Source organism: Stenotrophomonas sp. AGC87, from assembly GCF_057333975.1.
The window spans coordinates 22,321-35,358 of sequence record NZ_JBHFHW010000030.1 but is presented as its reverse complement, the minus strand read 5'-3'; the positions used below and the strand labels follow the sequence as shown (position 1 = coordinate 35,358).

12 protein-coding genes and 2 tRNA genes are annotated in these 13,038 nt (G+C 66.2%); 10 read left to right on the top strand and 4 right to left on the bottom strand.

Annotated elements, in window-relative coordinates; all coding sequences use genetic code 11:
- Nucleotides 1–72: 72 nt before the first annotated feature.
- A complete protein-coding gene (locus ACE026_RS11965) occupies nucleotides 73–2,418 on the bottom strand; it encodes a TonB-dependent receptor (protein WP_486039173.1) in 2,346 nt (781 codons plus the stop codon).
- 332 nt (nucleotides 2,419–2,750) lie between these two features.
- Here ACE026_RS11965 and ACE026_RS11960 point away from each other — a divergent pair, with 332 nt between their 5' ends.
- Together ACE026_RS11960 and ACE026_RS11955 are read left to right on the top strand one after the other, a co-directional pair.
- The gene (locus ACE026_RS11960; RefSeq protein ID WP_486039172.1) at nucleotides 2,751–4,076 is read left to right on the top strand and encodes an acetamidase/formamidase family protein; all 1,326 of its coding nucleotides are present in this window, start codon (nucleotides 2,751–2,753) and stop codon (nucleotides 4,074–4,076) included.
- Between the two features lie 104 nt (nucleotides 4,077–4,180).
- A tRNA-Ala gene (locus ACE026_RS11955) sits at nucleotides 4,181–4,256 on the top strand.
- A gap of 70 nt (nucleotides 4,257–4,326) precedes the next feature.
- Here the strand turns inward: ACE026_RS11955 and ACE026_RS11950 are convergent.
- Both ACE026_RS11950 and ACE026_RS11945 read right to left on the bottom strand, forming a co-directional pair.
- On the bottom strand, nucleotides 4,327–4,497 hold the full coding sequence (locus tag ACE026_RS11950; protein WP_486039171.1) for a hypothetical protein: 171 nt from the start codon (nucleotides 4,495–4,497) through the stop codon (nucleotides 4,327–4,329).
- A gap of 123 nt (nucleotides 4,498–4,620) precedes the next feature.
- Nucleotides 4,621–5,643, bottom strand: a complete 1,023-nt coding sequence (locus tag ACE026_RS11945) for an NADP-dependent oxidoreductase (RefSeq protein WP_486039170.1) — start codon at nucleotides 5,641–5,643, stop codon at nucleotides 4,621–4,623.
- Between the two features lie 223 nt (nucleotides 5,644–5,866).
- Between ACE026_RS11945 and ACE026_RS11940 the strand changes: the two genes are divergently transcribed.
- Complete coding sequence (locus ACE026_RS11940; RefSeq protein ID WP_486039169.1) at nucleotides 5,867–6,256, top strand: hypothetical protein; 390 nt, start codon at nucleotides 5,867–5,869, stop codon at nucleotides 6,254–6,256.
- Here the strand turns inward: ACE026_RS11940 and ACE026_RS11935 are convergent.
- Nucleotides 6,246–6,806 (bottom strand): helix-turn-helix domain-containing protein, encoded by a 561-nt coding sequence (locus ACE026_RS11935; RefSeq protein ID WP_486039168.1) that lies wholly within the window; start codon nucleotides 6,804–6,806, stop codon nucleotides 6,246–6,248. The two genes, ACE026_RS11940 and ACE026_RS11935, sit on opposite strands and share 11 nt — an antisense overlap.
- 65 nt (nucleotides 6,807–6,871) lie before the next feature.
- Here ACE026_RS11935 and ACE026_RS11930 point away from each other — a divergent pair, with 65 nt between their 5' ends.
- The 7 genes from ACE026_RS11930 (at nucleotide 6,872) to ACE026_RS11900 (ending at nucleotide 12,966) form a co-directional block, all read left to right on the top strand.
- Complete coding sequence (locus ACE026_RS11930) at nucleotides 6,872–8,053, top strand: YbfB/YjiJ family MFS transporter (protein WP_486039167.1); 1,182 nt, start codon at nucleotides 6,872–6,874, stop codon at nucleotides 8,051–8,053.
- Between the two features lie 203 nt (nucleotides 8,054–8,256).
- A tRNA-Phe gene (locus ACE026_RS11925) sits at nucleotides 8,257–8,332 on the top strand.
- A 107-nt stretch (nucleotides 8,333–8,439) separates the two neighbouring features.
- Entirely contained in the window at nucleotides 8,440–8,964 is a 525-nt protein-coding gene (locus tag ACE026_RS11920; protein WP_486039166.1) for a hypothetical protein, read from the top strand.
- A gap of 125 nt (nucleotides 8,965–9,089) precedes the next feature.
- A complete protein-coding gene (locus ACE026_RS11915; RefSeq protein ID WP_486039165.1) occupies nucleotides 9,090–9,806 on the top strand; it encodes a hypothetical protein in 717 nt (238 codons plus the stop codon).
- A 123-nt stretch (nucleotides 9,807–9,929) separates the two neighbouring features.
- Entirely contained in the window at nucleotides 9,930–10,469 is a 540-nt protein-coding gene (locus ACE026_RS11910) for a lipocalin family protein (RefSeq protein WP_486039164.1), read from the top strand.
- A gap of 171 nt (nucleotides 10,470–10,640) precedes the next feature.
- On the top strand, nucleotides 10,641–11,126 hold the full coding sequence (locus tag ACE026_RS11905) for a hypothetical protein (RefSeq protein WP_486039163.1): 486 nt from the start codon (nucleotides 10,641–10,643) through the stop codon (nucleotides 11,124–11,126).
- Between the two features lie 46 nt (nucleotides 11,127–11,172).
- The gene (locus tag ACE026_RS11900; protein WP_123730684.1) at nucleotides 11,173–12,966 is read left to right on the top strand and encodes an acyl-CoA dehydrogenase C-terminal domain-containing protein; all 1,794 of its coding nucleotides are present in this window, start codon (nucleotides 11,173–11,175) and stop codon (nucleotides 12,964–12,966) included.
- Nucleotides 12,967–13,038 lie beyond the last annotated feature (72 nt).

Genomic DNA, 13,038 nt, shown 5'->3' with positions numbered 1-13,038 from the left:
CCGCAGATGCGGGGCGTTGTCGAGACACGCATCATGCTCACCGGTGCCCTGCGGCACCGGCGATCGCGCGTCTTACCAGTTCATGTTGAGCGAAACGCCCACGGTGCGCGGTTCGTTGTAGACCGCGGCCATGTAGTTCTCGATCACACCCTTGAGGTTCTTCTCATTGGTGATGTTGCGCGCGAACAGCGCCACTTCCCAGGCACCGTAGTTGGCGGAGTAACCCAGCTTCAGGCCGCCTTCGAAGCTGCCCTTGGAGTTGAACTCGGCCGAGTCATACAGCACGAAGCTGGTGTAGCCCTGCTTGTTCCAGTCGGTGGACACGAAGAACACATCGCTGTCATTGACCGGCATGTCGTAACGCGCCGCCAGGTTGATGTTGTACTTCGGTGCGTTCGGCAACGGGTTGCCGTTGATCTGTGCAAACGTGTTGGCACCGACCTTGATGGTCGGGTCATTCACGGTGCAGACCACGGCGCCGTTCAGCGCGCAGACCTGCGCGTACACGCGGTCGTCCTGGATCTTGCTGTGCAGCAGGCTGACACCGGCGCTCAGGGCCAGGTTCGGGATCGGGCGCAGCTCCATGTCCGCTTCCAGACCGTAAGCCTTGGCCTTGTCGGCGTTGAACAGCACGCCGTTGCCATCCGAATCGTTGCCGTTGAGCTGGATGTCGTTGACCACGTAGGTGAACGCGGCGGCGTTCACGCGCAGGCGGTTGTCCCACAGGCTGCTCTTGATGCCGGCTTCCCAGGACAGGATGGTTTCCGAGTTCGCCGTGGTGAAATCGGCATTGAACACGGCCGAACGGCCCTGGATGGTCGGGCCGCGGAAGCCGCGGGCCACGCGCGCATACACGCTCAGCTGCGGGTTGAACGCATACATCGCGCTCAGGTCCCAGCTCGGCGTGGTGTCGGACATTTCCACGTAGGTGCGGCCCTTGTAGGTCACGGCACCGGCGGCGGTATCGGCGGTCTTGAGCAGACGGGTCTTCTTCTCGTCCTTGGTCTGGCGCAGGCCGGCGGTCAGGGTGAACTTGTCGGTCACGTCATAGCTGACCTGGCCGAAACCAGCCCAGGAGGTGTTGACGTTGCGCAGGCGCACCCAGTTTTTCGGGTTGCGGGCATTGCCCTGCAGGAACCAGGCGCGCTGGTAGAAATCGGTGGTGTCGCGGCCGTCGAAGTAGAACGCGCCGACCTGCCACTTCAGCCGGTTGTCATCGGCATTGGCCAGGCGGAATTCCTGGGTCCACTGGTCCAGATCGCGGATCTGGCCCATCGACTGGCCGTAGCCGTTCGGCACGCCATTGACCGGATAGTTCACCGCGGCGCCGCCATCGGTGTCACCGCGGCTGTAGCCGGAGGTGGTTTCGTAGGCAGTGATCGAGGTCAGCGAGACGTTGCCGAAATCGTAGATCGCCTTCACCGAGCCGCCGTAGGTCTTGTAGGCCTGCGGGTTGTTGTCGGCTTCGTCGTAGGCGACCTTGTCGCGCGGCACGTCGGTCTTGTTGGAGCCCTTGGTCAGCGCGCTGCGCAGGAACAGGGTCGAGGTGCCGTCGTAATCGCGTGCGTGGGCCGAGGCCAGCAGCGAGAAGTTGTCGCTCGGCTGCAGCAGCAGCTGCGCGCGCACGTTGCGGTCGTCGAAGCCGCCCATCGCGTTCTTCTTCGGCGAGACCGTGCCATCGGCGCTCGGGCCGCTGTAGGTGTTGTCCACGTAATCATCGCGGTGCTGGTACAGCGCCGACACGCGGAACGAGGCGATGTCGTTGATCGGGCCGCCGAAGCCGCCATCGATGGCCACGCTGCCGTACGAGCCATAGCTGGCCTGCGCGCGGCCGCTGTAGTCCTGGCTCGGCTTGATCGTGTCGAACTTGACGATGCCGGCGGTGGTGTTGCGACCGAACAGCGTGCCCTGCGGGCCGCGCAGCACTTCGATCTGGTCCACGTCGTAGACCGGGTTGGACTTCAGCACCACGTGCTCAAGCACCACGTCGTCCTGGATGATCGACACCGGCTGCGAGGCACCCAGGTAGAAATCGATGTTGCCCAGGCCACGGATGTAGAAGCGCGGGAAGATGCGGCCGGTGGTGGTTTCAGCGTAGAAACTGGGCACCTTGCCCGACAGCGCCAGCAGGGTGTCATCGCCGCCAGCGGTGTAATCACGGATCTTCTCGCCCTGCACCACGCCGACCGAGACCGGCACTTCCTGCAGGTTGCGTTCGCGGTGGTCGGCGGTGACGGTGATGGTGTCCAGCGAGGTGGCGCTGGCCGGCTGGGCGTCCTGTGCCGAGGCGGCAGCGGACAGCATCAGCGTGGCCGAGGCGCAGGCCAGCGCCAGCGCGCGGCGGCGCGGCAGCACGGCGGCGGAGAGGGAGCGGGAGAGAAGACGCGTCGACACAGGGGCGTGGCGTAGAGCGGGCATGCAGAGGTCTCGGGTAGTACAGATCGGGGCAGCCGGCGAGATGGCCGGGCACCATAGGAAATCGGCATCGCTGTGGAGACAGCGATGCGGCACGGTATTGGCTGGATGTTGCAGATTGGTGTCAGGGCGTTGTGGGCGACGGCTGTCCGGCCCCCCTGGTCCACTGGCTATGCGGCCGCGTTTTCTGGCGCGGATTATGCCCGGCCAGCGCGCGCGCCGGAAGGGCGGGGTTCGCGTTTGGCGCTTTCCGGGCCAACGGTCACGTGTCGCCCGGCACTTGTCGCCCTGGCAGCGGCGGCGAACACTGAACCGGTCATCCACGAGATCCCCGCATGTCCTGTCGCCACCTGGCCTGCCTGCTCCTGTTGTTGTCCGCCTCGGCGGCCCGAGCCGCCGAACCGCCTGCACAGTGGCTGGTCACCACCGACCTGTGGGGAAACCCGGCCTACCAGCTGCTCACCCTGCCCGACCAGCAGGGTCCGGTGGAGGGGCATTTCGATGGGGATACCCTGCAGGGCAGCCGCCAGGGCAACTCGCTGGCGTTTGTCGTCACCGGCAGCGATGGCGCGACCTACCGCTTCCGCGGCGAGCAGACCGGCACGACCCTGCGCGGTACGGCCGATTATCCCGACACCAACGCCAGCGAGCGACGCGCGATGCATCCCTTCAGCGCACGCCGCCTGCCCGATCGGCCGGCCGGCGGCCCACGCCAGCATGACTTCGTGCCCACCTCCTATTCGAATGAGTTTTCGCCCCACCGCGCGCCCGTGCTGACGGTCTGGCCGGGCGACAGCGTGCGCACCACGACACTGGATTCCGGCGGCGTGGACGCCAAGGGCCAGACCCAAGCACTGTTCGGCAATCCGCAGACGGGGCCGTTCTACGTGATGGAGGCCGAGCCCGGTGATGTGCTGGCGATCCACATCAAACGCCTGCGCTTGAACCGTGACTACGCCGACAGCCTGGACAGCATCGTGGGACGCGCGCTGACACCGGCCCTGGCAGCGAAGGCCACCGCGCTGGACAAACCGGTGCGCTGGACCCTGGACCGCGAACGCGGCCGTGCCCGCCCGGAGGCGGCCAGCGGCAAGCTCAAGGACTTCTGGGTGCCGGTCAGGCCGATGCTTGGCGGGCTGGCGGTGGCACCTGGGTTTGGCAACGCGCCGATCTCCACCGGCTACACCGGCCGCTTCGGCGGCAACATGGACTTCAATGAAATCCGCGAGGGCGCGACCGTGTATCTGCCGGTATCCCAGCCCGGCGCCCTGCTCTACCTGGGCGATGCGCACGCGCTGCAGGGCGATGGCGAAACCTCGCAGTACGCGCTGGAGACCTCGATGGACGTGGAATTCAGCGTGGAGGTGATCAAGTCCCGTGCGCAGTCAGCGCCGCGGGTGGAATCAGCGACGCAGTTGATGGTCCTGGGCCAGGCCGGCTCGCTGGATGATGCCCTGCGCGCGGCCACCGCCGGGATGGCGCAGTGGCTGGAACAGGACTACGGGTTGAGCCTGTCCGAGACAGCGCAGGTGCTGGGTAGTTCGGTCAGTTTCGTGGTGGCCAACCTGGCCGGGCGCAGCGTCGGCGTGGCCGCCAAACTGGACAAAGCCCTGCTGCTGCAGGTGGAACGCGCGCCCACTGCGGCGCGTGGAAGGCACTGAACCGAACGCAGGCCCCACTTGGCAGGCGCCGCCGGTCGGCGCTAGACTAGGCCCATTGCGGGGTACGGCCGAGGCCGGTGATGCCACGCAGCAGCAGCATCCGTGGGGCCATAGCTCAGCTGGGAGAGCGCGTCGTTCGCATCGACGAGGTCAGGAGTTCGATCCTCCTTGGCTCCACCACTATTCAACAGAACGCCCCGGGAATCAGGTTCCCGGGGCGTTCTTGTTTCTGCAGGCTGCGCGCTGCTACTTACGCGCCCTCAGGATTGTCCTTGCGCTCCGGCCGGCGCGTGCCTGCATCATGGATCGCCTGATCGGTCTGTCCCGGCCGCTGCTTGGCGGTCTCGTCCTGCTGGCGGTCCTGTTGGCTCTCTTCGATGCCTTCCTGCTTGCCGTGTTCGCTGGGCTTGGTGTCAGCCATGGTTCTACTCACTCGTGCGGGCACCGGGACGGCGCCTTCAAAGGCAGACTAACCAGCCGATCGTGATGCACGAATCACGATCGGCGTGGCCTTGCACACAGCGCGCTCACACCCGAAGGCCGGTCAATCCAGCTTGACGACCAGCTTGCCGAAGTTGTGCCCCTTGAGCAGGCCAAAGAAGGCCTCGGGGGCGTTCTCCAGCCCCTGCACGATGTCTTCGCGATACTGCACGCGGCCCTCCTTCAGCCACTGCCCCATGTCGCGCAGGAACGCCGGGAAGAAGGCGTGCAGATCGGACTGGATGAAGCCGCGCACGGTGAGCCGCTGGCGCAGTACCTGGCTCATGAAGCCGGGCAGCCGATCCGGCCCGGGCAGTACCGCGCCGCGCGCGTTGTAGGTAGCGATGGTGCCGCAGACCGGAATGCGTGCGAAGTCGTTGAGCAGCGGCGCGACCGCATCGAACACATGCCCGCCGACGTTCTCGAAGTAGACATCGACGCCGTCGGGCACCGCCGCACGCAACTGCGCGGCGAAATCGTCGGCGCGGTGATCCAGTGCTACATCGAAGCCCAGCGTTTCCAGATACGCGCGCTTCTGCTCGCCACCGGCAATGCCTACCGTGCGCGCGCCCTGCAGCTTGGCGATCTGCCCCACCGTCGCGCCCACCGGGCCGCTGGCAGCAGCCACTACCAGTGTCTCGCCCGGCTGCGGCTTGCCGATTTCCTGTAGACCCACATAGGCGGTAAATCCGGGCATGCCGTACACACCCAGGGCGGTACTGATCGGCAGGCCGTTGTCCTCAAGCTTGCGGCTGAGCTGGTCGCCATGGATGACCGCGTGCGTCTGCCAGTTGCCCGGAGCCAGCACATGCTCGCCGATGGCGAAACCGGGATGGTTGGAGGCAAGCACTTCAGCAACGGTGCGCCCTTCCATCACCGCGTCCAGCGCAACCGGTGCGGCGTAGGACGGCCCCTCCTCCATGCGACCGCGCATGTAGGGATCCAGCGACAGATAGCGATTGCGCAGCAGCACCTCGCCCGGGCCAGGCGCGGGAACCGGCACGTGTTGGATACGGAAGTTGGACGAGACGGGAGCACCGTTGGGGCGCGAGGCGAGGACGATGCGGGTGTTGGTGAGCGCGGTCATCAGTGGATCGCTCCGGGGAGACGAAAAAGGAATCCCGACAGTACGCCGTCCAGGCACGTCCGGGCGGGGGGTAAAACAGCGTTCCATCGGTGCGGGACGACGCGGCTGTGCAATCACCATGTGCGACAGGGACCGATCATCCCGATGGCGTCACAGCATTCCATCCGTACGCTGCACCGCGCATGCGTTGCCCGCGCCGCCGGCCAGGGCGCATGATCGCGTCATGAACGTTCCCTCTTCCAGCCGACGCCGCTACCTGCTGCCCGTGTTGATGTCCGCCACCACGGTGTTCGGCCTGACATGCTGGGCGATTCTGGCGACCGAGCCCGGTTGCCTGGCCGCGCAAGGCCATTGGTCGTCCGGTGCAGGCAAGTGCCACACGCGCCTGTGCCTGCTGCAGGGCGACTGCGGCGAGATGGCGTCACCTATCGTGGCATGCAACAAAGTGCAGGTCGGCGACAGCCGTGGCCGCGTGTATTTCCACCTGGGCAATCCCCTGCCTGGTGCGGGCGCCAAAGCGGAGTGGCCCGCAGGCAAAGCCGACAACGGCTCGATCCGTGCACGCTTCGAGGATGAGCGGCTGGTCAGCCTGGCCTGCCCGGTCACGCCGTAGGGCGTGCGCGCTTCCATTGCAGCGGGCTCATGCCCATCTCGATCCGGAACATGTAGTTGAACGCCGACGCCGAGGCATAGCCCAGCTCGTGCGCGATTACCGTGGGCGAACGCCCCTGCGCCAGCCACTCGATGGCGCGCAGCAGGCGCAGCCGCAACCGCCACTCGCGCAGCCGCATGCCGGTCTCGCGTTCAAAGTGGCGCGCCAGGGTACGCGGCGATGCCCCCAGCAAGGGCGCCCAGTCCTCCACGCTGCGGGTATCGGCAGGTTGCTCGTACAGTGCCTGGCACCAGCGCTGCAGGCGCGCATCCTGCGGCCATGGCAGGTGCCGGGTGTGCTGCCGCTGGCCTGCAGCACACCCGTGCTGGCGTGGACCAGCTGGTTCCAGCCGTGCACGTGCGGCGGGAAGCGCTCGCCCGCCTCCAGTCGCTGGCTGCGCGCCACCACCGGCCAGGGCAGACGCCGCAGCGGCGGCACCGGGACTTCGCGCCAACCCGGAGCAGTGGGTTCCGCCGTGGCCATGTGACGCCTCATCGACAGGATGGGTCATTCTATCGAAAGACGCGGTCACCTCTGTCCACGGACCATGGGCCCTCCCCGCTGCCCTCCCCACCCATGTCACTCTTGATCCCGCCTCCCCGCCACGCTTGGCAGGTCATCACGGCCGGCATCTGCGCGCTGGTACTCACGGTTGGCCTGGCGCGCTTTGCCTACACCCCGCTGCTGCCGGTGATGCGGCTCGACGCCGGGCTCACGGCAGCCGGCGGCGGCTGGCTGGCAACGTTCAACTATCTGGGCTACCTGGCCGGCACTGTGCTGGTCGCCCGGGTCGGCGACATGCAGCTGAAATTCCGCTTCTACCGCATCGGACTGGTCCTGGCAGTGGTATCCACCGGCCTGATGGGCACCACCACGGACATGGCCACCTGGGGCGTGCTGCGCTTCGTGGCCGGCCTGTCCAGCACCGCCGGCCTGCTGCTCGCCTCCGGGCTGGTGCTCAACTGGCTGCTCGCGCATCAGCGCCGCCCACAGCTCGGCCTGCACTTCGCCGGCCTCGGGGTGGGGATCGCGGTCTCGGGCCTGGCGGCTGCGGCGATGGCCGATCAACTGGCGTCCTCCCAGCAGTGGATCGCGCTGGGCACCCTCGCGGTGGTGTTCCTGATCCCGGCCTGGGCATGGATGCCGCCGCCGGCAGCGATCTCCCGTGCCACTGGGGCCAACGCTCCCCCGCCACCCGGGCGGCGCTGGCGCTGGCTGCTGATCGCCTCGTACTTCTGCGCGGGGGTCGGCTTCGTGGTCAGCGCGACCTTCATCGTCGCCATCCTGGTTCAGACCCCTGCCTTCGCCGGCCACGGCAGTTGGGTGTGGGTCCTGGTCGGCCTCACCGCCATCCCCTCGACGTTTGCCTGGGATCGGCTCTCGAACCGGCTTGGACTGATCCGTGCATTGATGCTCGCCTATGCGTTGCAGGCTACGTCTTTCGTATTGCCCTTGCTGGATGGCGGGCTGTGGGTCGGCGCGGCCAGCGCCGTGCTGTTCGGCCTGACCTTCGCCGGCATCGTCAGCCTGACCCTGACCGTGGTCGGTCGCCACTACCCGCACAATCCTGCCAAGGCGATGGCGACGCTGACGCTGAGTTATGGCGTCGCCCAGATCATCGCCCCCGCGATCGCCGGCACGCTGGCGCGCGACAGCGGCAGCTACCAGGGCGCATTGGTGCTGGCGGCGATCATGATGGTGATCGGCTTCGTGCTGTTGTGGTGCATGCGCGACGACGTACGATCCACCACGGGCTGATCAACTGCACCGGCGGAAAGCATCCGCCTGAACCGACGTTCATGCGCTTGGGTGATGTGCTCGGGCCCGCTGGATCAAGCACTTGGATGTGTGCAGACATGGGTTTGGAAACAAATGTGAAATTTTTTTCGCGAAACGCTTGCCGAACCCCTCATACCTCCGTATTATTCGCGTCCTCGCCAGCGGCAACGCAGCGATGAAGTGGCCGGGTAGCTCAGTTGGTAGAGCAGGGGATTGAAAATCCCCGTGTCGGCGGTTCGATTCCGTCCCCGGCCACCACAATTTCAGATGACCTGCAGAAATGCAGGTCATTTTTTTTGTCTGTTGTGCGGCGTCGCCACATCGCGCAGCGTTCAAGGAAGGAGGTTGCGCACATGGTTCGTGCTTTGTTCGCCGCGCTGTTCGGCAAACGTCCCGTTGCCTTCCACAGCACATCCCCGATCGATGTGACCGTGCTGCGCCTCAAGCAGTCGATCCAGCATGGCCCGCGCCTCTCTGTCGCCGGAATGCGCGGGACGGCCTCCGCTCAACGGATCCGCCTGTGCTGGACGCGCCCGTTCGTGTCCAATTCTTTCAAGCCGTATTTCATCGGCCGATGCATTCCCACCGAACGCGGCACGCGGCTTGAAGGTGTGTTCCAGATGCATCCCTTCATCCGCACCCTGATGATCGGCATGTTCGTCAGCCTGCTCATCGTTCCGTTGGTGGCGGTGGTGAAGCACTGGCAACACACACACGACCTCGCGCCTGCGCTGTTGGCCAGTCTGGCGGTGGTGCCTGCTGCCTACTTCATGGCCGGCGCGGTGCTGGTGATCGTCACGATCAGCCGCGGGGCCGCACGCGACGATGAAGCGATGATCGAGGCGGAGATCCATCGCGCGCTGCAAAGCGGGCACACCGCTCAGGGATGATTTCCGCGGGCGGGCCGTTGCGCGCCTTGCCGTCCATCGCCACGCGCTGGCATGCTCACCCGGCGGACAGGATCGTCTGCGGCCGCGCTTGTTCGTCCCCATGGCCGCACACACAGGGAGAGGTGATGTCCGAAAGCATCGAAGTGCTGCAGGCGCAGATCGCGCATCTGCAGCGAAACCAACGGCGACTGACGCTGGGCTGCGCAGCGGCCGGCCTGCTCACCATGGCCGCCTTGATGATGGGTGCGACGTCACAGCGCAGCGCCAGCTTTGATGTCATTGATGCGCAGCGCATCAACATCAAGGAACCTGACGGAACGTTGCGGCTGGCGATCTCCAATCGCACGCTGTTTCCTGGGGTGGTCATTCACAACAAGGAGCAACCTCATCCGCGCCCGATGGCAGGCATGCTGTTCTTCAACGATGAAGGAACGGAAAACGGCGGGCTGATCTACAACGGTTCGCTCGACAAGAACGGCAAACCCTCCAGCGGCATGAGCCTGACCTTTGACCGCTATCAGCAGGACCAGCAGATGCAACTGCTGGGCGTGGATGATGCGGGGACACACTACGCAGGGCTGACCTTCAATGACGTTGCCGATGGCCTGTCCCGCCCGTTCTTCTCCGAGCGGGACGAAGCCCTTCATCGGAAGGGCATTCCTGCGATCACCGAGCGCGTGTTCCTTGGCAAGTCTGATGCGCGCGATGCCATGCTGACCCTGCGCGATGGTCAAGGAAAGCCGCGGCTCGAGTTGGTGGTCACGCCCTCGGGAGAAGCCAAGGTGCGCTTCCTGGACGAGAGCGGCAACGCGACGCGGGAACTCTCCGCTGACAGTCGGTAGCGCGGGTGCCGCACGCTGCCACGCGCACGTCAGCGACGTGGGACGGCCACTGCATGACGGAATATTCACAATTTCCGCTCAGCCTATGCCTAAGCTCGCTGCGTCTTGTGTGGAGTGTCGACAATGCGCAGCCGCTATCTGATCAGTGCCCTGCTCGCCCTCGCCGCCACCGGGGCGGCCTGGGCGGCCGCGCCGGTGACCTCGGTGGAGGCGCTGGACATGGGCCGCTATGCCGGCCAGTGGCATGAGATCGCGCACCTGCCGGTGTCGTTCCAGAAGAAATGCGTGGGCGACATCACCGCCACCTACAGCCTGCGTGCCGATGGACGGATCAGCGTGCACAACGCCTGCCGCGAAGCCGATGGCGACCGCGTCGCCGCCGATGGCGTGGCACGCCCGGTCGAGGGTCACCCGGGGAGGTTGCAGGTGCGTTTCGTGCCGGACTGGCTCTCCTGGGTGCCGCTGGTGTGGGCCGACTACTGGGTGATCGCGCTGGACCCCGGCTACCAGTGGGCGGTCGTCGGTGAGCCGGACCGCAAGTACCTGTGGATCCTGTCGCGCTCGCCGAGCATGGATACCGCCCTGTTCGAGCAGCTCAAAGCCCGCGCCGAAGCAATGGGCTATGACCTCGCCCCCCTGCGGGTGATGGCGCCGCTGGATTGACCCGGCCCGGCCTCACCCCACGCCCGGGCCGGCCTGGCCCGCCCCACGACTAAAAGCACGTGGCTCCGTCATCCCGGCGCCCTACCCTTGCGTCTGGCTGCCGCAGGCAGCGCGAACACCATACGCCGTAGTATGCTCATACCCATGCAACACCCGCCTGAGGATTGCGCCATGTCCCACCGCTTCCGTCCCCGCCTCGCCCTTGCCCTGATCGTCATCGCCTCGCTGGCCCTGACCGCCTGCAACAAGACGGTCAAACGCGTTTCCGAGCCGGCCGCCAGCGTGCAGGAGTTGACGGTGCGTGCCGATGGCAGCTGGACGGTTGCGCTGCGCCTGCAGAACTTCAGTTCGATGCCCATGACCTTCGACAACGTCTCGCTGCAGTTGAAGGTGAGCGATGAGGATGCCGGGCAGCTGCAGCTGAAGCCCGCACTGTCCATTGGCGGGGTATCGGCCGATGTGGTCAACGTGGACATCAAGCCGAGCTCGGGCGCCCGCCTGGTGATGGCCGACGCACTGGCCGGCAACCGCACCCTGGGCTATTCGCTCAAGGGTTCGGTGAGTGCCACCCCGCAGGAAAAGAAGCAACGCACCTTCGAGATTGATAGCCGCAGCACGCTCAACCAGGCCCCTGGCCTGCCCGGCGTCCTGCGCTGACCGGCGGGTTTCCGCCACCCTTCGCCACTGATCGAGACTGTCCCCGATGAGCAGCTACACCGCCCCGCTTTCCGATATCCGTTTCGCCCTGCATGACGTGCTCAAGGTCGAGCCGCTGTTCGCGCGCCTTGGCCTGACCGATGCCACCGCCGATGTGGTGGATGCCGTGCTGGAAGAAGCCGGCCGTTTCAGCGCCAGCGTGCTGGCGCCGTTGAACAGCGTGGGCGATGAGATCGGCTGCGTCCTCGACCAGGCCACCGGCGAGGTCACCACCCCGCCGGGCTTCAAGCAGGCCTACGCCCAGTTCGTGGACGGCGGCTGGACCGGTCTGACCGCGGCACCGGAACTGGGTGGCCAGGGCCTGCCGCATACGCTGGGCGTGCCGCTCAACGAAATGATCAATGCCGCCAACCTGGCGTGGGGCAACTTCCCGCTGCTCTCGCACGGTGCGATCGAAGCGCTCAAGCAGCATGGCGAGGCCTGGCAGCAGGACGCCTTCCTCAAGCCGCTGATCGACGGCCGCTGGACCGGCACCATGTGCCTGACCGAACCGCATTGCGGCACTGATCTGGGCCTGCTCAAGACCAAGGCCGAGCCGAACGCGGATGGCAGCTATGCCATCACCGGCACCAAGATCTTCATCACCGCCGGCGAGCACGATCTCACCGACAACATCGTGCACCTGGTGCTGGCCAAGCTGCCCGACGCACCGGCCGGGGCCAAGGGCATTTCGCTGTTCGTCACGCCGAAGTTCAAGGTCGACCGCGAGGGCAAGGTGGGCGAGCGCAATGCGCTGCGCTGCGGCTCGATCGAACACAAGATGGGCATCAAGGGCTCGGTCACCTGTGTGATGAACTTCGACGGTGCCGAAGGGTATCTGGTCGGCCAGCCGCACAAGGGCCTGCAGGCGATGTTCACCATGATGAATACCGCGCGCTTGGGCGTCGGCCTGCAGGGCATCGGCCTGTCCGAGCGGGCCTACCAGAACGCCCTGAAGTACGCCCGCGAGCGCCTGCAGTCGCGTTCGCTGAGCGGTGCGAAGAACCCGGAGAAGCCGGCTGACCCGATCCTGGTCCACCCGGATGTGCGGCGCATGCTGCTGACCATCAAATCGCTGGTCGAAGGCAGCCGCCTGCTGGCCCTGCACGCGGCGACCCTGATCGACGTCGCCCACCACGCCGAGGATGCCGGCGAGCGCGAACGCGCGGACACGCTGGTGAGCTTCCTGACCCCGATCTCCAAGGCCTGCCAGACCGAATGGGGCATCGAGAACACCTACAACGCGCTGCAGTGCTTCGGTGGCCACGGCTACATCCGCGAGCACGGCATGGAGCAGCTGGCCCGCGATGCGCGCATCACCACGCTGTATGAAGGCACCACCGGCATCCAGGCGCTGGACCTGATCGGCCGCAAGACCGCCTCCAGCCAGGGCGCGGGGCTGAAGCTGATGCTGGCCGAGATCGAGGCCTTCGCCAAGGCCAATGAAGGCAACGAAGCGCTGGCCGAGTTCATTGCCCCGCTGCGCGCCAAGGCCGACGAGTGGGCCAAGCTGACCATGGCGACCCTGCAGCGCGCGGCCACCAACCCCGATGAACTCGGCGCAGCCAGCTTCGATTACCTGTTCTACTCGGGCTATGTGGTGCTGGCCTACTGGTGGGCCCGCAGCGTCGCCGCCGCCGAGGCCTCCGCGCAGAGCGACGCGTTCAAGCAGGCCAAGCGCGAGACGGCCCGCTTCTACTTCGCCCGCGTGCTGCCGCGCACCCTCAGCCACGCCGCCGCGATCCAGTCCGGCGCCGAACCGCTGATGGCCATGACCGACGCGCATTTCGGCGAAGGTTGATCGGTCGCCAGACCACCGACCAACGGTCGGTGGCTACCTGATCGTCGGTAGGTGCTGATCGTCGGTAGGTGC